Annotated in this window: 19 protein-coding genes; 6 read left to right on the forward strand and 13 right to left on the reverse strand. The window is 42.3% G+C overall.

Annotated features, from left to right (window positions below; genetic code table 11):
- Nucleotides 1-197 precede the first annotated feature (197 nt).
- On the reverse strand, nt 198-1,100 hold the full coding sequence (locus ACYZZR_RS12085) for a DMT family transporter (RefSeq protein WP_461534267.1): 903 nt from the start codon (nt 1,098-1,100) through the stop codon (nt 198-200).
- A gap of 141 nt (nt 1,101-1,241) precedes the next feature.
- Nucleotides 1,242-1,547, reverse strand: a complete 306-nt coding sequence (locus ACYZZR_RS12090) for a hypothetical protein (RefSeq protein WP_461534268.1) — start codon at nt 1,545-1,547, stop codon at nt 1,242-1,244.
- Between the two features lie 255 nt (nt 1,548-1,802).
- On the opposite strand from ACYZZR_RS12090, the gene ACYZZR_RS12095 reads away from it, so the two are divergent.
- The 3 genes from ACYZZR_RS12095 (at nt 1,803) to ACYZZR_RS12105 (ending at nt 4,902) form a co-directional block, all read left to right on the forward strand.
- Nucleotides 1,803-2,369 carry a type II 3-dehydroquinate dehydratase gene (locus ACYZZR_RS12095; protein ID WP_461534269.1) on the forward strand — a complete coding sequence of 189 codons (567 nt, stop codon included), beginning with the start codon at nt 1,803-1,805 and terminating at the stop codon, nt 2,367-2,369.
- Nucleotides 2,370-2,620: 251 nt separating this feature from the next.
- Entirely contained in the window at nt 2,621-3,157 is a 537-nt protein-coding gene (locus ACYZZR_RS12100; RefSeq protein WP_461534270.1) for an NADPH-dependent FMN reductase, read from the forward strand.
- Between the two features lie 134 nt (nt 3,158-3,291).
- The gene (locus tag ACYZZR_RS12105; RefSeq protein ID WP_461534271.1) at nt 3,292-4,902 is read left to right on the forward strand and encodes a Na+/H+ antiporter; all 1,611 of its coding nucleotides are present in this window, start codon (nt 3,292-3,294) and stop codon (nt 4,900-4,902) included.
- 30 nt (nt 4,903-4,932) lie between these two features.
- Here the strand turns inward: ACYZZR_RS12105 and ACYZZR_RS12110 are convergent, their stop codons facing one another.
- The 11 genes from ACYZZR_RS12110 to ACYZZR_RS12160 all read right to left on the reverse strand — a co-directional run bounded on the left by ACYZZR_RS12110 (nt 4,933) and on the right by ACYZZR_RS12160 (nt 16,821).
- The gene (locus tag ACYZZR_RS12110; RefSeq protein ID WP_461534272.1) at nt 4,933-6,447 is read right to left on the reverse strand and encodes a hypothetical protein; all 1,515 of its coding nucleotides are present in this window, start codon (nt 6,445-6,447) and stop codon (nt 4,933-4,935) included.
- A 75-nt stretch (nt 6,448-6,522) separates the two neighbouring features.
- Nucleotides 6,523-7,335 carry a mechanosensitive ion channel family protein gene (locus ACYZZR_RS12115; RefSeq protein ID WP_461534273.1) on the reverse strand — a complete coding sequence of 271 codons (813 nt, stop codon included), beginning with the start codon at nt 7,333-7,335 and terminating at the stop codon, nt 6,523-6,525.
- A 73-nt stretch (nt 7,336-7,408) separates the two neighbouring features.
- Nucleotides 7,409-8,686 carry an argininosuccinate lyase gene (gene argH / locus ACYZZR_RS12120; protein WP_461534274.1) on the reverse strand — a complete coding sequence of 426 codons (1,278 nt, stop codon included), beginning with the start codon at nt 8,684-8,686 and terminating at the stop codon, nt 7,409-7,411.
- A 138-nt stretch (nt 8,687-8,824) separates the two neighbouring features.
- Nucleotides 8,825-9,895: a M20 family metallo-hydrolase gene (locus ACYZZR_RS12125; RefSeq protein ID WP_461534275.1), complete on the reverse strand. Its 1,071-nt coding sequence runs from the start codon at nt 9,893-9,895 to the stop codon at nt 8,825-8,827.
- Between the two features lie 74 nt (nt 9,896-9,969).
- On the reverse strand, nt 9,970-10,749 hold the full coding sequence (argB, locus tag ACYZZR_RS12130) for an acetylglutamate kinase (RefSeq protein WP_461534276.1): 780 nt from the start codon (nt 10,747-10,749) through the stop codon (nt 9,970-9,972).
- A 10-nt stretch (nt 10,750-10,759) separates the two neighbouring features.
- The gene (locus tag ACYZZR_RS12135) at nt 10,760-11,716 is read right to left on the reverse strand and encodes an N-acetylornithine carbamoyltransferase (RefSeq protein WP_461534277.1); all 957 of its coding nucleotides are present in this window, start codon (nt 11,714-11,716) and stop codon (nt 10,760-10,762) included.
- A 68-nt stretch (nt 11,717-11,784) separates the two neighbouring features.
- Nucleotides 11,785-12,912, reverse strand: coding sequence for an aspartate aminotransferase family protein (locus ACYZZR_RS12140; protein ID WP_461534278.1), 1,128 nt, complete (start codon nt 12,910-12,912; stop codon nt 11,785-11,787).
- 45 nt (nt 12,913-12,957) lie between these two features.
- The gene (proC, locus tag ACYZZR_RS12145) at nt 12,958-13,752 is read right to left on the reverse strand and encodes a pyrroline-5-carboxylate reductase (RefSeq protein WP_461534279.1); all 795 of its coding nucleotides are present in this window, start codon (nt 13,750-13,752) and stop codon (nt 12,958-12,960) included.
- 34 nt (nt 13,753-13,786) lie between these two features.
- Nucleotides 13,787-14,764, reverse strand: a complete 978-nt coding sequence (gene argC, locus ACYZZR_RS12150; protein ID WP_461534280.1) for an N-acetyl-gamma-glutamyl-phosphate reductase — start codon at nt 14,762-14,764, stop codon at nt 13,787-13,789.
- Between the two features lie 97 nt (nt 14,765-14,861).
- Entirely contained in the window at nt 14,862-16,049 is a 1,188-nt protein-coding gene (gene argG, locus ACYZZR_RS12155) for an argininosuccinate synthase (protein ID WP_461534281.1), read from the reverse strand.
- A 70-nt stretch (nt 16,050-16,119) separates the two neighbouring features.
- Nucleotides 16,120-16,821, reverse strand: a complete 702-nt coding sequence (locus ACYZZR_RS12160) for a GNAT family N-acetyltransferase (protein ID WP_461534282.1) — start codon at nt 16,819-16,821, stop codon at nt 16,120-16,122.
- 330 nt (nt 16,822-17,151) lie between these two features.
- On the opposite strand from ACYZZR_RS12160, the gene ACYZZR_RS12165 reads away from it, so the two are divergent.
- From ACYZZR_RS12165 to ACYZZR_RS12175, 3 genes are all read left to right on the forward strand, one after another.
- On the forward strand, nt 17,152-18,450 hold the full coding sequence (locus ACYZZR_RS12165) for an anthranilate synthase component I family protein (protein ID WP_461534283.1): 1,299 nt from the start codon (nt 17,152-17,154) through the stop codon (nt 18,448-18,450).
- 100 nt (nt 18,451-18,550) lie between these two features.
- Nucleotides 18,551-19,858, forward strand: coding sequence for a tRNA lysidine(34) synthetase TilS (tilS, locus tag ACYZZR_RS12170; protein ID WP_461534284.1), 1,308 nt, complete (start codon nt 18,551-18,553; stop codon nt 19,856-19,858).
- A 94-nt stretch (nt 19,859-19,952) separates the two neighbouring features.
- Complete coding sequence (locus ACYZZR_RS12175) at nt 19,953-21,911, forward strand: protein-disulfide reductase DsbD family protein (protein ID WP_461534285.1); 1,959 nt, start codon at nt 19,953-19,955, stop codon at nt 21,909-21,911.
- Nucleotides 21,912-22,066: the final 155 nt, after the last annotated feature.

Genomic DNA, 22,066 nt, shown 5'->3' on the forward strand with positions numbered 1-22,066 from the left:
CTATGTCTTTTTGGTACGACAATCCGGCTAAAACACCTAAGGTATCCTCAAAAAAGAAAAAACTCCGGTGATCCATATAAAATCACCAGAGTTTGTTGTCTGTTTTTTTCGGAAATTAGCTTACTTCTGAAAGTGCCTATTCAATACAAAATAGACCGAAGAGACCTCAACCTAAGTGTTGGGGTCTTTTTGTTTCCTTACAGATGGGTGTTTTTGAGTTTCTTCCCTTTTGAGACTTTCATTCCTTCAGAGATGACATTGATGGTTACCCCTGCCAAAATGAGCATAATCCCAATAATAAGGGGAAATGTAAGTTGTTCCTGAAAAAAAACAACACTTATGAAAACAGCGACTACAGGTTCTAAGGCTCCGATAATCGAGGTAGGTGTAGAGCCTATATACTTAATGGCGTAGACCAGAGATAATACCGAAAGCACTGTTGTCACCAAAGAAAAAATGGTGATATCAAAAAATATTTCCCCACTTTGTAGTTCAAACGATTCTCTTGTTGCCAATCCTTTTATGAGATAGAACACAGAGGATAACAACAGAGAATAAAAACTTACTTTGGCACCACTTGCCTTAGCCGAAGATTTATTTACAACAACAATGTATATAGCATACAAAAAAGCACTTAACAAACAGATGAAAAGCCCTATGAAATTAATGTCAAAAGTCGAATCTTTGACACTTAGTGCAAATACACCACTCAGCGTGATGAGTAGTGAAATACCAACAGTTTTGCTAACTTTTTCTTTGAAAAACAAAGCGAGTACCAGAGCGACTATAACCGGATAGGTAAACAGTATAGTAGATGCAATACCCGCGCTGAGGTAGTCGTAACCCGTAAATAGAAATTCTGAAGATGATGCGTACAACAATCCCAAGAGGGCAAATATTAGGCACTCCTTCTTAGATGTCTTGAGTGATTCTCGAGTGTACAGCAAATATCCCAGTATGAATACCGAGGCTATTAGAAAGCGATAAAAAAGAATGGTGTCCAACGCCAGCCCCGTCAATTTAAGGGGGATCATAAACAACGGGATAAGTCCGAAAGTAACGGCGGTGGTAACGGCTAACAAATACCCTTTTAGTTTCATCTCAATTTGCTAAAAACGCGCAAATTTATGGCGATAAAAATTAGAAACCAACAAGTTGTAATAAGAGATTGTTAAGAAAAAAAGTAGCTTTGGTTAACACTCAAAGCCACTTTTGTTTTTGAGGGGAGGGAGCAATGTTTTTTAAAATACTTCTTTTGAGGCTCCGACATAATTTAGAAATTCTATTGTCGGATCGGAGGTGAGGTTTTTATCTCGCTGCTCTTGGAAACGAAGAAAGCTCGGGGTGTTTAACAAGGTGTGCTGTATCGCTTTGTTTTTGTACTGTGAGCTGTGAGTAAATGTTTTTCCGTCTTCACTTTGGAAAATAGAATACAAAAACTGGCTGTGGTCCAATTTTTTGAAATCGCTTAGAAACGCTTGTATCATTTCTTTGTTTGTGCTTACATAGTCGTCGTTTACGGTATAAGTTACTTTAACTACAATCATTTTTTTATTTTTTAGAGTGAAACAAATTAGAATGTCAACATAGTGACTGCCTTTTTGAGTTTTGAATGGGAGTGTTAACTCTCAAATATACGAAATACCCTATTATTTAAAAGATTGTCAAATGCTTGCGGACTAATTGTTTATCGATCCGCATCAAATGACCTCCGTTTTTAAAAATATGTTAAACCGAGACAAGGATAAATATCCTTTATCTGTATAGCGATAATTTTGCAGGTATTATTTAAAAAATAGGTTATGATAAAAGACAATTCGACAAAAGCCTTTATCGGTGTAAGACTTAAACAAGCAATGCTTCTTATAGTAGTAGCACTCTTTTCAATAGGCTTTGTAAGCAGTGCTGAAGCGAATGTACAACCATTGAGAAAAGGCCCTGTAAAGATCTTGTTGATACAGGGTGCAAATATGGCTTATCTCGGGAAAAGGGAGCCAGATCACTACGGTAATACTACGGCAAAGCAATTGGATGCGATGGTGAGAGAACACGCCAAAGAGAAGGGGTATGAAGTAGAGATTTTTTATACCAATCACGAAGGGGAAGCCATTGATAAGGTGTATGAAGCCGTAGAAGAGGGTATTGACGGAATAGTGATGAATCCGGGCGGATTTACATACAGTGGATACTCCTTACGCGATTGCTTAATAGCAGTGCCCGTTCCTTATGTCGAGGTGCATATGCTTCCTGAACGGGATTGGACCGGTGAAGCCATTACTTCGGCGGCAGCTGATTTGAAAATAGTAGGGATGGGGATTAAAAGTTATTTTATTGGCTTGGATGCTCTAGTCGGTATTTTGTCGGAATAATAAGGGTTGAGGGATAAAGTTTAAGGATTAACACCATAGATAGCCGAATGGTATGGCTTTATTTCTCTATGGTATGTTGATTGGAGTACAAAAGGTTAAGGCTTCGATAGTGATATCGGAGTCTTTTTTTTACCTTTTATAGCTAAATCAGTCCCCCGATTTACAAGGCCTTGCACAGAGATTTCTCACAGTTTTTTCTGCTGCTATCAAAGTATTTTTTATATTCGTAACATTAAAATTCACAACAATTTATGTCTATACTAGCGTTTGCAGGGAGTAATTCTTCTGCTTCCATCAACTATCAACTGGTTGTTTATACGGCTTCAATAATCGAAAATCGAACTGTAAAAAAGTTTGATATGTCAGAGAAAGCCTTTCCGATGTACAGTTATGATCACGAAAAAAATGATGGTATTCCAGAGGAAGTAACAGGATTTCTCGAGGAAATAAGAGGTGCTGAGGGACTGATAATAGCGGTAAACGAACACAATGGCAATCTTTCAGCTTATTTTAAAAATCTTATCGACTGGTTGTCACGAGCCGATAAGGATTTTTTGTCTGATAAGAGGGTCTTTTTGATGAGTACTTCCCACGGTAAGCGCGGTGCTATGAGTGCGCTGTCTCATGCTGAAAATACGCTTCCGCGTTTTGGGGCTACAATTTCGGCTAGTTTTTCACTTCCTTCTTTTGGTGAGAATTTCTCTGTGGAAGAGCAGCGCATCATCAATCCTGAGTTGCAGCGAGAACACCAAGAGGCGCTGAATAGTTTTTTAAAGGAGATGGATTAAATATTTTGATGTTTATCAACCGCCCCGTAGGGATACTGTTCATCGGTATCCACTGTTGACCAGTATTCGGGGTTTACCGCCATCAACGTTTTTAAAAATATACTAAATTTGGACCGTTTTTTTATTTTCAGACTATGATTCATCACAGCCTTTTATTGATTATTTCGCTGTTCTTCGCTATGGCTATCTTGTTTGTGCTCAGTCAGCGGATCAAGATTTCATACCCCATATTTTTGGTTATAGGCGGACTGGTCATTTCCTTTATTCCTGCCATGCCGAATATCAGTATTGACCCTGAGTTGGTATTCCTTATCTTCCTGCCTCCACTCTTGTTTGAAGCAGCTTGGCACACCTCTTGGAACCGTTTTTTGAGATGGAACCGTTCGATTTTTCTGATGGGGTTTGGTTTGGTGTTTTTTACCTCTTTGGGCATCGCCTATTTTTCGGTAAATATCATTCCGGGATTTACCTTAGCATTGGGATTTTTGTTGGGTGGTATTATATCACCTCCCGATGCGGTGGCTGCCTCCTCTGTTTTAAAAGGACTTAATATTCCAAAAAGGGTTATTACTATACTGGAGGGAGAGAGTCTGGTAAACGACGCGGCATCACTTACTGTATTCCGCTTTGCGCTTATGGCCATAATTACCGGACAATTCGTATTTAGAGAGGCTGCGGTCAATTTTACGGTGCTGGCTGTTATGGGGGTATTTGTGGGCCTAGTGATTGCACATATTTTGTACTTAATTCTCAAGTTTTGGGCCAAATCGTCGAGCATTACTACGCCTATGACACTTATCGCCCCTTATTTGATGTATATTATTGCTGAAGAGATGGAGTGGTCTGGGGTACTGGCTGTGGTGAGTGGCGGACTCTATCTGTCGTCCCGTTCTAAAGATTATCTCAATTATCAAACTAGAATGCAGGTTAAGGAAGTTTGGGAAACGGTTGGCTTCTTGCTCAACGGTTTTGTGTTTATTCTCATAGGGCTTGAACTTCCGGTTATTATGGATGGTTTGGTAGACGATTACACTCCAAACGACGGTATAAAATACGGTCTTATCATATCGGGTATGATTATTGTATTGCGAATTGTGATGGTGTATTTGGTAGAGTATATCCCTCGATGGCTCAGTCCTTCCATACGTTTTAAAGAACGGGCTGCAGGACCAAAATTACCGTTTATTATCGGTTGGGCAGGTATGAGAGGGGTGGTGTCTTTGGCATCCGCGCTGGCTATTCCACTTACTCTGCCCGACGGAACTGAATTTCCTCATCGCAACCTTATTCTCTTTATCACTTTTGTAGTGATCTTGGTTACCCTGGTGTTTCAAGGGCTTACTCTGCCTTTCTTTATCAAGCTTCTCAAGGTTGATGAAATAGACGAATACGTCCCTGCTGAACAACAGATAGAAGATATACGGTATAAAATGGCTCAGAGAAACATAGCTTACTTAGAAGAGCACTATGCCAATGAGATGGAAAAATACGATACTATTGCTAGGATTAAAGAGCAGTATCAGCGAAGTATAGCTGCTACGGAACGACTGCGAAGTCAGGAGGATGGCCAGCAAAGTGAGGTTGGAGTAGCAAGGGAGCTTCACAAGAGAATAATGCTCGATTTGTTGGAGCAGCGTAGACTCTTTCTCAATGAATTGGAAGAGCAAAGGAAGTACGACGATTTTGTGATACACGATATGGTAAACAACCTGGATCTCGAAGAGGCCAGGCTTAATAAGACCTAATCGCCACTCGCTGTTTAAGAGAGTTTTTCCCTAAATCATCGTTTTACCCAGGCCTGCTTCTATACAGGACCAAAAATAATTCCAAAACGATTTACTGTGGTCTCTGTTCACTTTTTTTACGTGTTTGGAAATGTCTTGACTACCCGAACTCTCTTTCACAATGATATTGGCCATCCAGGAGAGGATTTTCTTTTTTTCCTTTCCGTTTTTCCGCAGAACTTCCACTGCGAAGTTTTCGTATTTAATCTGGAAATCTCCTGAAGCCGTATTCGCATCGCCTCCAAAATTAAAGTAAAGGTGATCTACGACTCCTTGAGCTTTCATGTTGAAGGCAGGAAGAAAGAAAGAATTGATCGATTCTGATGTGATATTTGTACCCCTGCCTTTTATAGTAAATGTATCAAGGGTATCGTTTACTCTAAACGCCCATTGTACTGATAGGGGTGATTGTCCCATAAACCGTGTGCTAATGTCAACTTTTGTCTCCGGAAAATTCTTGTTTTTTAAGTTGGTATTGGTCAGTTTTGTTACCGATGCCTCGAGATCGGTAAATAGTATTTCTCCGGGAGTACGTTCTTTATGGATCCGTTCTCTGTATTTTATGCGCCCACGATTTATATGCAGGGTGTCGATGTCCAGTTTTAGCTTCATATTGCGCAACATCTCACTGTATAGTTTTTTAACGCGAGTATCGTCTTCTACCGTTTTGTCTCTAAAGAGGTCGAAGTCGATATCTCTAAGGAGGATTTTAGCGGCCGAAAAATGAGGGGTATCACTGGAGAATTTAAGTTGGTATTGTGGAATGGAAAGTGTATCGAGCTTTAATTCCATAAGGTCTTTTTCATAGGGGATTACCCGGATATAATCTTTTGTAGTGTATTTGGGGAGTAAGCTGATATGGTGTGCTTGGAGAGTTTTATCAGAGAGATAGAGGTGAGCGACCGCCACTTGTTGCAGGCTGTTCAGGTCGTGCCATAATTCTGAAACCTCGAGAGAAACCTCTCCGTAATCGAAGGGTAATATTCGTTGAAAGCTCTGTTTATTGGCCGTGATATCGCTCAACTGCAGATCGTACTTTTTTATAGAAAGGGTGGTCAGGCTATCTCTTTTTAGATTGAGGCTTCCTCTGTGTACACTAAGGCGTTTAACTGAGATATCCATGTCAAAATCTACAGCTTGCCCATTCACTTCCACAGACTTGTAAACACTGGTGTCTGACGATTTTGTAATCTCAGTGAGCGGAGTGTCTACGATAATTTGTCTTAGATATATCTGATTTTTTAACAGATAACGCCAATAACTAAACCCCTTTATTTGAAGCCGATCTGCGTTTATCTCTAGCCCTCCATAGTGGTAATATACTCTGTTTAGGGCTATATTACCTCGCAATAGGGATATACTGAAATTTTCGTACTTCAGATTTCCACTATCTACCTGCTCATCGAGCAGGCTTGCCATTTTCTGGTGAGCAAAATAGTTTAAAATAAAGTACCCACCAACTATAAGAGCTAGTACAGAAAGTGCGATGAAGTTTTTCTTTTTCAAAGAAATGGCGTTTTATCATCACTAATATACCATTCTTTTTGAGAAACGACAGTGTTATATATCGCTGTTCTACTTTTAAGCCTGTTTCTGAACTTCCACCTGGTGAGGATACGGAATGTCAATTCCTGCAGCATCAAAGCGGTTTTTCATTTCTTCGAGCACATACCAGCGGCAATCCCAGAAATCGTCGTTTTTGGTCCAGTAGCGCAGCGAGAGATTGACAGCGCTATCGGCTAGTTCATTTACCACAACCATGGGGGCTGGATTTTTAAGTACACCTTCCCTGTTGTTTACGATGTCGAGAAGTATATCTTTGGCCATTTTGATATTAGAGTCATATCCGATTCCGGCGATGATATTCTCCCTTCGTATGTCTTCTACACTGTAATTTATGATGTTTTCATTAGATAGTTTTCCGTTGGGGATAATGGCTTGCTGATTCCCAAAAGTAGTAAGCGTGGTGTTTACGATACCTATGTCTTTTACGCTGCCTTCAATTCCCTGAGCTTCGATATAATCTCCCACTCTAAAGGGTTTGAAAATAAGGATAAGTACTCCACCGGCAAAATTGGCCAGGGCTCCTTGAAGTGCCAAGCCTATGGCAAGACCTGCCGAACCGATTACTGCAGCAAAAGACATGGTCTCAATTCCGAGAGTGCCTAAAATGGCTATTATCAGAAGTATTTTTAATGCCCAACTAAGTAGGGTAGCAAGAAAGTTGCGCAAACCTAAATCGTACTTGCGTCTTTCCATAATCTTACGGGCATACTTGACAATATTTCCAAATATCCAGAGGCCAATAAACCAGATTGCAATGGCTAGGAGAGCCTTAGGAGCATAATTCAGCAATAGTTCAATACCTTTGTCTATCCACATTTGGGTTTCCATGCAGTTGATTTTTGAAATTTTCGGATCAAATATATTAAATTAATTCAAGTGACAAACACTTGTAAAGCGACGTTTATAGCTGTTTTATTTTTTTTCTTATTTCGTCCAAACAGAGGTTCCCAAGACTCCCTTCGTGAGTGTGATGAATATCTCTTTTGGGTTTGAAACTGCCGTTGGCGATATCTGCTCCCATCTTTTTATAAGCGTCGCGGAAAGGCATACCTGACTGAACTAATTCATTAAGTGTGTCTACACTAAACAGATAGTCGTACTTAGGGTTGTTGAGTATGCCGTCGTTTACTCTGATGTCTTTTAGTGTAAATACTGCCATTTCAAGACAGGCTTTCAAATCTTGTATAGCGGGAACAATGACTTCTTTTACCAATTGCAGGTCTCTGTGGTAACCGCTTGGCAGGTTGTTGATGATAAGCATAAGCTGATTGGGTACGGCCTGTATTTTGTTGCACTTCCCGCGGATAAGTTCAAATACATCCGGGTTCTTTTTGTGTGGCATTATGCTACTTCCGGTGGTAAGTTCGTCGGGAAAGGAGATAAAATCAAAATTCTGACTCATATACAGGCATACATCCATAGCCATTTTAGACAGCGTAGCAGCTATACTGGCCAGTCCGAATGCAGTGCTCTTCTCTACTTTACCTCGTCCCATTTGCGCTGCAACTACATTGTATTTCATAGTGGCAAAGCCGAGCTCTTTGGTAGTAAAATTGCGATCTATAGGGAAGGAACTGCCATATCCGGCGGCGCTGCCCAGTGGGTTTTGGTCGGCAATCTTGTATGCGGCCTCGATAAAGTATAAATCGTCTATCAAACTTTCCGCATAGGCCGAAAACCAAAGTCCGAATGACGAAGGCATGGCAATCTGCAAATGGGTGTAGCCGGGAAGGAGTATATCCTTGTGTTTTTCAGCCAACTCCATAAGTAATTCGAACAAGCTTATTGCGTCCTTTTTAATCTCGTCCAATTCGTTTTTTAGATAGAGATGCATAGCCACTAAAATTTGGTCGTTTCGAGACCTTGCCGTGTGTATCTTTTTTCCTGTATCGCCCAATTTTTGGATGAGCAAGTATTCGATCTTGGAGTGCATATCCTCAAAGCTGTCTTCTATGGTAAACTTCCCTGCCTCGATATCCTCTCCTATACGGCCGAGTTCTTCCACCAATTGCGTTGTTTCTTCTTCAGTGAGCAATCCGATCTTCCCCAGCATTTTTGCATGCGCAGTAGATGCGATAAGATCGTATTTCGCCAAAAGTAGGTCGAGCTCCCTGTCGTTCCCTACGGTAAAGTGGTCTATTTTTTTGTCAGTGCTAAAGCCTTTGTCCCAGAGTTTCATTGTTTGTTGGGTTATTTAGTTATTGGGTTATTTAGTTATTGGGTTATTGAGTTGTTGGGTTATTGAGTTATTGGGTTATTGAGTTGTTGGGTTATTTAGTTATTGGGTGTCGTCTAAATAACTTATTAACCTAATAACCTAATAACCAACCACCACCTTCTCCAACAACTCAATATACAATCCAATCCCTTCCTCTATCTCCCTCACGTAGATAAACTCATCTGCTGAATGTGATCGGGTGGAATCTCCGGGTCCCAGTTTCAGGGATGGGCAGCTGAGTACTGCTTGATCCGAAAGGGTAGGGGATCCATAAGTTTCTCTTCCCAAAGCGATTCCGGCTTGTACAAGCGGATGGTCTTTAGGGATTGAAGAGGAATTGAGTCGCAATGAGCGGGGTACAATACTATCACAGGGTGATTCGGACTGTAAAAGATCTGCGATTTCCTGATTGGTATAGCGGTCGTTTACGCGTACATCGATTACTAAATGGGTTTCGGCAGGTACTACATTGTGCTGCTTTCCGGCATTGATTTGGGTCACGGTCATTTTTACTTCACCCAAGGCGTCGGATACTTTTTCAAATCGGTAATCTCTAAACCATTCCAATACGCTTATTGTATTGTATATCGAATTATTGTCGTTGGGATGTGCGGCGTGGCTTGGCGTTCCTTTTACTGTAGCTTCAAATACTACCAGTCCTTTTTCGGCTATGGCGAGCTGCATTAGGGTAGGTTCGCCAACGATGGCCACATCGATATGCGGCAATACGGGAATCATACTGTTCAGTCCGTTAGGTCCGGAACTCTCTTCTTCTGCCGAGGCCACGATAATCAGATTGTATGCGAGATTGGGTTTGTCGTAAAAATGGACAAAGGTAGCCAGTAGTGATACCAGGCATCCGCCTGCGTCATTACTTCCCAATCCGAAGAGTTTGCCATCTTCTATATGCGCGTTAAAAGGGTCTTTGGTATAGGCGCTGTTTGGCTTTACGGTATCGTGATGAGAGTTGAGTAATAGCGTGGGCTTTCCTTCTTTAAAATATTTGTTGAAAGCGTATATATTGTTGTCTTTTCTCTTATAGGGAACGCCATGCGACTCCAGCCAGTTTCCTATAAGTACAGCTGTATCGCCTTCTTCCGAAGAGAATGAAGGGGTATTGATAAGCTGTTTTAAAAGGGCAATAGCCGATGGTGTGAGTTGGTTTATCATGTCAATGTCATTTATGTCTTTTTAGTAATATCAGCGCGAGATATGTTGTTACATCTCTTTGCGATTCGTCCTTTTTATAGCGTTAATGTGGTAAACAACTCTTCTTTTCCAACTATCATTCCCGGCATCCCTATATGTACTTTTTTTACATTTCGCTGCAGGGCATTAAAGCAATTGTGCATTTTAGGCAGCATACCGTCGGCAATGATACCGGTGTCGAGCAACTGTTTGTATGAAATACTGTCGATATGGGTAATTACCGAATCGTCGTCTTCCACGTCGCGTAGCACTCCTTTTTTCTCAAAGCAGTAATATAGCGAAGTGTCAAAATACTCGCTCATACCTATGGCTATTTCTGAGGCTATGGTGTCGGCATTGGTGTTGAGCAATTGCCCCTTTCCGTCGTGAGTAATGGCACAAAACACCGGAGTAATACCGCTTTCAAGCAATGTTTTGATAAGCTTTGCATTTACCTCTTGAATATCACCGACAAAGCCGTAATCAATTTCTCCAACCGGTCTTTTGCTCGAACTTATGGTATTTCCGTCGGCTCCGGAGAGTCCGATGGCGTTGCAGTTTAAGTTTTGTAATCCGGCCACTATATTTTTGTTGGTGAGTCCGCCGTACACCATGGTGATAACGTCGAGAGTTTCTTTGGTGGTAATTCGTCTTCCGCTCTCCATTTTTGAGGGAATGCCGAGTTGTCCGGCAATGCGAGTAGCCGTCCTTCCTCCACCGTGAACGAGAATTTTATTTCCTTCTACATTTGAAAAATCTTGGAGAAAATCGTTTAAAGCCGATTCATTTTCTATAATGTTTCCACCTATTTTGACGATGGATAGTTTGGTTTTCATTTTTTTGGTTTTATAGTTTTGGCAGCTGTTCCAATATGTGTTTTAGTACAATCTGTGCTGCAAAAGTACGGTTGTTGGCCTGTTGGATTACGGTCGATTGCAAACTGTCTATTACGGCATCGTCTACAATGACATTTCTCCTTACGGGCAGGCAGTGCATAAACTTACCGTTGTTGGTCAGCGCCATTTTTTCGGCAGTGATCTTCCAGGATGGGTCAGACTGGAGTATCTTGCCGTAGTCGTTATAGGAGCTCCAGTTTTTTACATATACAAAATCGGCATCTTTCAAAGCTTCGTTTTGGTCGTAAACTATCGGAACATCTTTTGTTATTTCAGGGTTGAGTTCATATCCTTCGGGATGTGTAATCACAAAGTCGACATCCATTTTTTGCATCATGGAGGTAAACGAATTAGCTACGGCCTGTGGAAGCGCTTTGGGATGCGGAGCCCAAGAGAGGACTACTTTTGGTCGCTCTTTGGTTTTCAGTTCGGTAATCGTTATGGCATCAGTAAGTGCCTGAAGTGGATGTGCTGTGGCACTTTCCATATTTACGATGGGGACTGAGGCGTATTTCTGAAAGCTTTTCAACACGTATTCCGCTTCGTCTTTTTCCTTGTCGGTAAGCGTAGCAAACGCTCGTATAGCAATTATATCGCAGTATTGCGAGACTACCGCTGCGGCTTCTTTGATATGCTCAGAAGTAGAACCGTTCATCACACTACCGTCTTCAAATTCCAGCGACCAGGCCTCGCCCGAAAAATTCATAACCATAACTTGCATTCCGAGTTGCATAGCCGCTTTTTGCGTGCTTAAGCGGGTGCGTAAACTGGAATTAAAAAACAGCATACCCAAAGTGCGGTGCTTTCCCAATTGCTCAAACCGATAGGGCTCTTTTTTTAATTCGATGGCTTCTGCTATGATTTTCGGGACACTCTCAATGTCATCTGTGGTGAGGTAATGTTTCATTTTAGTTTGTAGTTTTTAGTTCGTAGTTTGTGGTTTTACAGAATATGACAAACTGCCGATCTGTGCTTTTAGGATATCACCTTTTTCAAGGCTTCAAAAAAGCTGTCGATATGTTCTTTTTTTACGCTTAGTGGGGGTAAAATCCGCAACAATTTTTTATTGCTGCTTCCTCCGGTAAAGATATGGTGGTCGTAAATCAGTTTTTTTCGCAAATCACCCACTTCAAAATCAAATTCCAGTCCGAGCATAAGTCCACGGCCTTTAATCTTCTTAATTCCGGGTACGGATTTAGCTTTTTCCAGGAAGTATGCCGAAGTTTCTCCGACGTTTTTCATCAGTTCTTCTTCTTTCATCACGTCGAGTACTGCGATGGCTGCTGCACAGGCGAGGTGATTGCCACCAAAGGTCGTTCCCAACATGCCGTGCTTGGCCTCGATAGAGGGGTGAATGAGTATTCCGGCAACGGGAAAGCCATTGCCCATTCCTTTGGCTATGGAAATGATATCCGGACTTACATCGTACTTCTGGAAGGCAAAGAAATCGCCGGTTCGCCCGTATCCACATTGTATTTCATCGGCGATAAAGAGGGTGTTGTTTTCCTTGCAGAGCGTATTTGCCTGTTCGTAGAACGCTGCCGAAGCCTCGTCTAGTCCACCTACGCCCTGAATAAATTCTACAATCACAGCGCAGACATCTCCCTTTTGAAGTTCTTGTTGGAGGCTGTCGATATCTCCCAACTCTAAAAATGTCACCTGGTGTTGTGCATTGATGGGGGCGTTGATATTCTTGTTGTCGGTAGCTGCTACTGCGGCGGAAGTTCGCCCGTGAAAGGCATTTTTAAAAGCGATTACCCTCGAATTTCCAGTTTGAAAAGAGGCTAGTTTTAGCGCATTTTCATTGGCCTCAGCTCCCGAATTACAAAGAAAGAGTTCGTAGTCATCGCAAGCCGAAAGCGCTCCGAGTTTTTGAGCCAGCTCTACTTGAAGCGGATTTATAATGGCATTGGAATAAAATCCCAATTTTTTTACCTGTTCCGAAATTGCCGCAGTGTATTTCGGGTGTGAATGCCCGATAGAGATCACCGCATGCCCACCGTAAAGGTCGAGGTAAGTAGTGCCCTGATCGTCCTGGACAAATACATCTTCTCCCTTAACCGGAGTAATATCGTATAGTGGATAAACATCGAATAGTTTCATTAGTTTGTAGTTTGTGGTTTGTAGTTTGTTTCATCAAATTTCACACTACAAATCTGCGATTTGATTTATTTTGTTGAACGAAGATACTATCCCTTTGATAAGAGACGAGCTCAGACCGCTGTGTTCCATTTCATTGAGTCCTTCTATGGTACATCCTTTAGGTGTAGTAACTCTGTCGATTTCTTCTTCCGGGTGATTGCCCGATTCTACGAGTAGGGTAGCCGCTCCCATACAGGTGTGCATAGCCAACTCTTGTGCTTCTTTGGCATCGAAGCCGAGTTGTATAGCCCCTTGGGTTGTAGCGCGGATAAGGCGCATCCAGAATGCAATACCGCTGGCGCAGATTACCGTTGCGGCTCGCATTTGTTCTTCCGGAATTTCGATAGAGGTACCCAGTTTGTTGAAAATAGCTTTTGCCAGGTCTACCCGTTGTTTTCCCTTTTCATTGCTGCAAATACAGGTCATCGATTTCCCTACAGAGATTGCCGTATTGGGCATGCTGCGTATAATATACTGATCTTGCCCTACGACAGCTTCGATTTTCTTAATCTTAAATCCGGTAATAGTAGAGATGAGAACGTGTTTTTCGTTCAACAAATCTTTGATCTCTTCGAGTATCTTCTCGAACTGTCCGGGTTGTACTGCAAAAATCAGTATGTCTGAATGCTTTACAGCTTCTCTGTTGTCGGATGTAACGGTGACATTGCCGTAGTCTTCCCAGCTCTTTATGGCTGCCGGGTTTCTTTTCGTCAGATAAAGGGTGGTTACCGAATTGCTAACCAACAGCCCTTTGGCTATGGAGAGTCCGAGATTTCCGCTTCCTATGATGGCTATTTTCATGGGTTGATCTTCTTATTGTTTTGTTGTTGCTATATCAGAAATAAGATGCTTTTAGTCCGAGTCCGAGATCCTCTTCCAATCCGAATATCAGGTTCATATTGTGTATGGCCTGTCCGGAAGCACCCTTGGTCAGATTGTCGATGATAGAGGTAACCAGCAACAAATCGTCGTGTTTGCTCAGATGAATCAGGCATTTGTTGGTATTGACCACCTGTTTGAGGTGTAATTCGCGATCGGATACATGCGTAAAGGCCGCATTTTTATAGAAGTCTTTATAGATCTCTACAGCCTTTTCCAGATCTCCGACGTATGCCGTGTAGGCAGTGACAAAGATCCCTCTCGGGAAGTCTCCGCGATAAGGCATAAACCTTATTTTGCTGTCAAAATTGTTTTGCAGTCCGCTGATGCTCTGTTCAATTTCTCCTAGGTGCTGGTGTTTAAAAGGTTTGTAATAGGAAAAATTATTGTCTCTCCAAGGAAAGTGGGAGGTGGGCGACAGCGAGGTTCCTGCTCCTGTAGCTCCCGTCACAGCTGTTATATGAACGTCTTGTTGCAACAAACCGTGTTGTGCCAAAGGGAGTAAGGCCAGCTGAATAGCCGTGGCAAAACACCCGGGATTGGCGATGTGTTTTGCATTTTCAATTTTTTCCTTTTGGAGTTCGGGCAATCCGTATACAAAGTGTCTCCCTCCAAAATCGGTATCCGGCGCAAGTCTGAAGTCATTGCTGAGATCTATGATGCTGGTTTTCTCCGAAAAACTGTGTTTATCCAAAAAGTTTCTCGAATTTCCATGTCCCAGACAAAGGAAAAGAACATCTACATCTGCATTGATCTCTCCTGTAAATCTCCGGTCGGTATCTCCCTGAAGGTCTTGGTGTACGTCGCTGAGGAGGTTTCCCGCATTAGAAGTACTGTATACGAAATTGATCTCTACTGCAGGGTGATGCAGTAGCAATCGTATTAATTCTCCTGCCGTATATCCGGCCCCTCCGATTATTCCTGCTTGTATCATTGTTGTTGTTTTTTTGGTTTGTAGTTTGTTGTTTGTAGTTTATGGTTTGTAGTTGAAATTCCCAACTATAAACCCCAAACCACAAACTATAAACTCCCTAGTTATTCTTATTCACGTGGTGATAAATTTTATTCTGATTGGCGTTGAGCTTGATAAAGCCTTTGGCGTCTTCTGCGGTCCAACCCTTGTTCATTTCGCCATAGCTTCCAAAGGAGGCGCTCATCAGGTCGTGCTCCGACTGTATACCGTCTATCACAAAGCGATAGGGGGCAAGGGTAACAAATACATCACCTGAAACATTCTTTTGAGTATCGGTTAGAAATGCTTCTATATTTCGCATAACCTCGTCTAGGTATTGCCCTTCGTGTAGCAGCATTCCATACCAATTGGCGAGGTATTCTTTGTGGTGCTGCTGCCATTTGGTGAGTACGTGTTTCTCTAGGGTGTGGTGTGCTTTGATAATTACCAAGGGTGCAGCAGCTTCAAAACCGACTCTTCCTTTGATGCCGATAATGGTATCTCCAACGTGTATATCGCGACCTATAGCATAGGCAGAAGCTATACTGTTTAGGTATTCTATATTGTTTACCGGACTGTCTTCTTTGCCGTCTATAGCGGTGAGTTCTCCGTTTTTGAAAGTGAGCTTTACTTGTCGGGCATCTTCCTTTGTAAGCTGACTCGGATAGGCTTCTTCGGGGAGTGATTGGTGAGAGGTGAGCGTCTCTTCACCACCAACACTAGTGCCCCACAAACCGCGGTTTATAGAGTATTTAGCCTTTTCCCACGACATATCTACTCCGTTTTTTTGCAGGTAGGCAATTTCGTCCTGTCGGGCGAGTTGTTCGTCGCGTATGGGAGTAATAATTTCTATTTCTGGCGCGAGAATTTGGAAGATCATATCAAATCGCACTTGATCGTTACCCGCACCCGTACTACCGTGTGCTATGTATTGCGCTCCGATTTTTTTAGCGTAATTCACAATTTCTATTGCTTGAACAATCCTTTCAGCACTGACAGAAAGAGGGTAGGTGTTGTTTTTGAGCACGTTTCCAAAGACGAGATACTTAACCACATCGTTGTAGAAAGTTTCTTTTGCCTCAATATTGGCATAACTGGCTACACCCAGTTTTATCGCCTTGTTTTCTATATCCTTTTTTTCTTCCGCCGTAAATCCGCCGGTGTTTACACTTACAGCGTGTACTTCATAGCCTTTTTCCTGAGACAGGTATTTGGCACAATAAGAAGTGTCTAGTCCGCCACTGTAAGCTAAAACGAGTTTTTTCATTGTAATTTTTGTTTTGTGTTGTCGATTGGTAGCTAGGCTTGTGTTTTACCCCACCACTAATCGATTTCAATTATTTATTATTTCCTTTCAATTTGTTCATTACCTTCTTTAAACTGATGTATCCTTCTTCTGGAGCTACAACAGTGTCTTTGGAAGACTTTTTACCTTTGAGGAAAAGGTTTTGTTTTATATCCTTCAACCTTTGGAGCACCTTGCTGTTGTACGGATGTTTTTCTTCTACTTCTTCCTTTTCCGAAGGGTCGTACATCATGCCGGTACACAGACACATCTTCTGTTGTGTACGTTGCAGTATATCGTAATTCTTACAGGTCTGACACCCCTTCCAGAACGTAGGGTCGTCGGTCAGTTCGGAGAAGGTGACAGGTCGGTATCCGAGCTCGTAATTGATCTTCATCACGGCCAGGCCGGTAGTGATACCGAAAATCTTGGCTTCGGGATACTTTTGTCTGGAGTGGTCGAAGATGGTTTTTTTTATCTTTTTTGCCAATCCCATATTTCTGTAATCGGGATGCACGATAAGCCCGGAATTGGCGACGAATTTTTCGTGTCCCCAGGCTTCGATATAGCAAAATCCAGCAAATTTGTCTCCTTCTAAAGCGATAACTGCATTACCGCTCTCTATTTTGGAAATGATGTATTCTGGAGTTCTCTTGGCAATACCTGTACCTCTTACTTTAGCAGAGGATTCTATGGTCTCGCAAATAAGAGAGGCATATCTGATATGCGACTTGTTTGCAATAACAATGTCCATTTCAATTTTTCTTGGTTGAAAAAATCAGTAAAGATTTCTTTGAGAGGGGAACCGGACTCACCTAGGTTCCAAAATTAGAAGTACACCCTTACGGGCGACGGGGGGTACGACGCACAACAGGACGGATCGCTGAAACCGGAAGTCTCAGGAAAACTGAAGTAGATATGTTGTGGGTGTTTTGCATTTTATTCAAACTAAAATAATGAGGGTTTTCTATTGCCCTCTGTATTTGTTTTACGTTGCAATACTACAAAATATTTCTTTGTCACCGCTTATCTTTCTTGAAGTATTTGTTAAATTTGTAACATTCTTATTTTCTAAATTTCAGGAATGCAGCGAACCGAGGTCGTATTCTCTCTGAGTGAGGGAGAAACCTTTAAAAAAAAGATACTGAATTGGGCACAGCAATACGATGAAATAGCGTGGTTGGACAGCAATGCCTATCGCCATTTGTATTACTCCTTCGATGGAGTACTCGCTGTAGACGCCCTTACATCGATAAAAACAGACTACCATCGCGCTTTCGATGATCTCAAGGAATATCGACAAGCTACGGACGATTGGATTTTTGGTTATCTCGCCTACGATCTAAAGAATGACGTAGAAAAGTTGCAATCGGACAACTCCGACGGTTTAGGCTTTGCTGATCTCTATTTTTTTCAGCCTAAAAAACTCGTTTTTATAGAGGGTGATAAGCTGCGGTTTTCTTATATGCCTATGGTAGACGACGAAATTGAGACCGATTTTAAGTCTATCTGTGAATGGATTCTTCCCGAAAGGAGTAGTCCTTCTCTAGGTAAGGGTAAAATAAAGGCTAGAATTTCTGAGGAGGTGTATCAAAATAAGATCAATCGCCTGTTAGAACACATCTACAGAGGTGATGTGTATGAAGTCAATTTCTGTCAGGAGTTTTATGCCGATGGTGTAGCTATAGATCCTTGCGATGTTTTTTTAAGACTCAATGCTATTTCTCACCCTCCTTTCGCCTGTTATCTGAAATTGGAAAATCATTACGTATTGTCTGCTTCACCGGAGCGCTACTTAAAACGGGAGGGGAATACAGTGATTACTCAACCCATAAAGGGAACTTCACGACGGTCGCCTATACCCGAAGAAGACGCAGCGCTCAGAGATCGATTGGAGAGCAATCCTAAGGAGCGTTCAGAAAATATCATGATTGTAGACCTGGTGCGTAACGATTTGTCTATTACCGCAAAAAAAGGCAGTGTAAAGGTTGAAGAGCTATGTGGAGTATACACCTTTCAGCAGGTGCATCAGTTGATTTCGACAGTAGTCTCGGAAGTAGAGGATAGCACAGATTCTATCGATGTTATACGCACTACCTTTCCTATGGGAAGTATGACCGGCGCCCCGAAAATATCGTCTATGGAACTCATCGAGTCCTTAGAAGAAAGCAAAAGAGGAGTGTATAGCGGAGCAGTAGGGTATTTTTCCCCTTCCGGAGATTTCGACTTCAATGTGATAATACGCAGTATACTGTACAATGCCTCCAACAACTATTTGTCTTTTACGGTAGGAGGAGCGATTACGGCAGCCTCCGATGCCACAGAGGAATACGAAGAGTGTTTGGTTAAGGCAGAGGCCATGCGCAAGGTGCTGGAAGAGTGATGCGGTTTGGGAAAAAATATTCTAATGTAACAAAGTTTACATTTCTTTACTTCGATCTGTTTATTTTTGGCTTTTGTAGGGAACTCCATATTTTAGCCAGATGCTAGCACTGTTTAAAAAACATATCAAAAACAACTTTCCTTTTTTGGAAAAAGCAAGGCTTTTGGTAGCTATTAGTGGAGGGATAGACAGCGTAGTGCTCACGAGGTTGTGCCGTATGGCTGAGCTTGACATAGCGCTCGCACATTGCAATTTCCACCTCAGAGGAGAGGACAGCAATGGCGATGAGGTTTTTGTGAAGTCCCTGGCCGAAGAACTGGGTATACCAGTTTTTACCACCTCCTTTCAGACGGAAGAGTACGCAAAATCAAAAGGGATATCCATACAGATCGCCGCCCGAGAATTGCGCTACGAATGGTTTGGAAAGCTATTGGATACGGAGAATTACGAGTATTTACTCACCGCTCATCACGCCGACGATATGCTAGAAACCTTTTTGATAAACCTTTCCCGTGGTACGGGTATAGAAGGGCTCTCTGGAATTCCGAAAGTAAACGGGAAAATTGTGAGACCGCTGCTGCCGTTTTCGAGAGAACAATTGTTTGCGTATTTGACAGAAAACAAGTGGATGTGGCGAGAGGATGGCAGTAATGCAGATACAAAGTATTTGCGGAATAAAATAAGACATCGGGTCGTTCCAGAACTAAAACAGCTTTCACAGGGGTTTCTAGAACAGTTCGGGCGAACTCAAAAACACTTGAGAGAGTGTGAGCTGATATTGGAAAAGCACATGGTCGAGCTAAAGAATCGAATACTACAGCGTAGAGAAGAACAGTGGATTGTAGCTGTCGATGATTTGAAAGCTCTCGATCCGAAAGAAACTTATCTGCACTATCTGTTCAGGGAATTCGATTTTCCGGCCGATGAAGTACATAAGTTGTTGGATGCCATGTCTGGAAAATTTATCACTTCCGATCGCTATGTGATGTTGAAAAACAGAGAGGAGCTCATTGTAAGCCCGCGCAGAGAGAAAACGGCAGTGCAGTATCTGATTGCAGCGGAAACGGATGAGATTCTCGCTCCCATTCACTTGCAATTCTCAGTGGGAGAGTTCACTGAGAGATCGTCAGCTGCTGACGTAACAATTGATAAAGATAAGTTAAAGTACCCGCTCATCTTGAGGAAATGGGAAAAAGGAGACTACTTTTATCCATTGGGAATGCCCCACCGCAAGAAAGTGAGTAAGTTTTTTAAGGATGAGAAATTTTCGATATTCGACAAGGAAGACACTTGGTTGCTGTGTTCTGAGTCGGATGTCGTATGGATAGTAGGATATCGGTTAGACGATCGCTTTAAAGTGACTTCCGATACCAAAAATATACTCCGGGTGGTGCTGCACGGCAGTTAGCCGAGCTTTTGAGCCAATCCGGAATATGTGGTCGTATTGTTGTTACAGTACGCAGTAGAACAACGCTAAATTAAATATTCTAATTTTAAGAGGGATGAAAAGATTTTTTCCTGTTTTAACAGTATTTCTGTTTACCTTATTTTCTCAACTGCTTTCCGCTCAGGGAGAGCAAGTAAGATGGTCTACCTCGGTAGAAAAGATGTCAGACACAGAGTATGAATTGGTGATGAGGGCTTCCATTATTCCCAACTGGCACCTTTATACCACGCAAATACCTGATGGGGGACCTATTCCTACCTCTTTTACCTTTGAGGGAGCGGGAGAAGATTTTAAACTGGAAGGGGATATACAAGAAAGTGAATCAATCACAGAATACGACAATATCTTTGAGATGGAGCTCTCCTTTTTTGACGGGATGGCTGAATTCAAACAAAGGATAAGTCTGATCAATCCCGATTTGACCAGTATACAGGGATTGGTAGAGTTTCAGGCTTGTGATGACAGGAGTTGTATATTCTCTGATGCCGATCTCGCATTTTCATTAGACGGCGGGAAAGCTGAGGTAAAACAGCTGGAGGTAGACGACAAGAGTGCATTACTTTCTAAAAAGTTGAAACTAGATCTTAAAAATGCAGAATTGCTATTGGAGTCTGAGCAGAGACACGATCAGAATTCCGGATTGCTGAGCATTTTTGCTATCGGCTTTCTCGGAGGACTTATCGCCTTGCTTACCCCTTGTGTTTTTCCTATGATTCCGCTTACGGTGTCGTTCTTTACCAAGCATTCTTCAGATAGAAAGAAAGGGGTGTCTAATGCGATTTTGTACGGTGTTTTTATAGTGCTGATTTACGTGTTGTTGAGTTTGCCGTTTCACTTTCTCGATTCTATCGATCCAGAAATACTGAACACCATATCTACCAATGTATGGCTCAACGTAGCCTTCTTTGTAATCTTTTTGTTTTTTGCATTTTCCTTTTTTGGCTATTACGAGCTCACCCTTCCCAGTTCATGGGGAAATAAGATGGATTCCGCTTCGGGAGCCGGAGGTGTGATAGGTATACTTTTTATGGCGCTTACCCTTGCTATAGTATCTTTCTCCTGTACCGGACCTATCCTCGGATCGCTCTTGGTAGGCTCGCTCACCGCCGAAGGAGGAGCTATGCAGCTCACTGCAGGTATTACCGGCTTTGGTTTTGCACTGGCATTGCCATTTGCCTTGTTTGCCTTGTTCCCCAACTGGCTGAATTCTTTGCCGCGTTCAGGAGGGTGGATGACTACAGTAAAGGTAGTGCTCGGTTTCCTAGAGTTGGCATTGGCCTTTAAGTTTCTCTCCAATGCCGATTTAGTAGAGCACTGGGGTATTTTGAAAAGAGAGGTATTCCTCGGAATTTGGGCGGTGATCTTTTTATTGATGGCACTGTACCTGTTTGGAAAAATAAAATTCCCTCACGACGGACCTCTAAAGAAACTCAGCTTTCTCAGAGTGAGTACCGCTATTTTGGTTTCTGCATTTGTGATTTATATCGTTACCGGTATTTTTGGAAATAACCTCAAACTCCTGAGTGGATTTCCACCGCCTGCATTCTATAGCGTAGTGCAACAAGAAAGCGATTGTCCGCTTGGACTCAACTGTTTTAAAGATTTTGACGAAGGCTTGGAATACGCCAAGGCCAACAACAAACCCATTCTTCTCGATTTTACCGGATGGGCTTGTGTAAACTGCCGCAAAATGGAAGAGAATGTGTGGAGTGTTCCCAAGGTATACGAGCAGATAAGAGACAACTACGTGCTTATCTCGCTCTATGTGGACGACCGTGCGGAACTTCCGGAAGACAAACAGTTTAACTTTCAAATGGAATCTGGAAGGGTTAAGAAGATTGAAACCATAGGAGAGAAATGGGCTACCTTCCAAGCTATAAACTTTCAGACGGCTTCACAACCCTATTACATCATTATGACAACTGATTACGAATTGCTCGGTCCGCCGCAGCAGTACACCGATACAGAAACCTATTTCAACTGGTTGAAGATAGGTGCAGAAAGTGTTAAATAGAGATTTCTTTTTATAAGGAAGCGGAAGAGTGCGGTAGTTGCCGCACTTTTTTGTTTTATATTTACAGGGTGAGAGGGCAAACTGCCGCTCGGGAAAACATGTAGTGAAAATGGCGTTTTTGTACTGTGTCTCGTCAGTACGGCAGTCTTCCGATT

The sequence above is a fragment of the Sinomicrobium sp. genome (genome assembly GCA_029266035.1).
Taxonomy (GTDB): Bacteria; Bacteroidota; Bacteroidia; order Flavobacteriales; family Flavobacteriaceae; genus Sinomicrobium.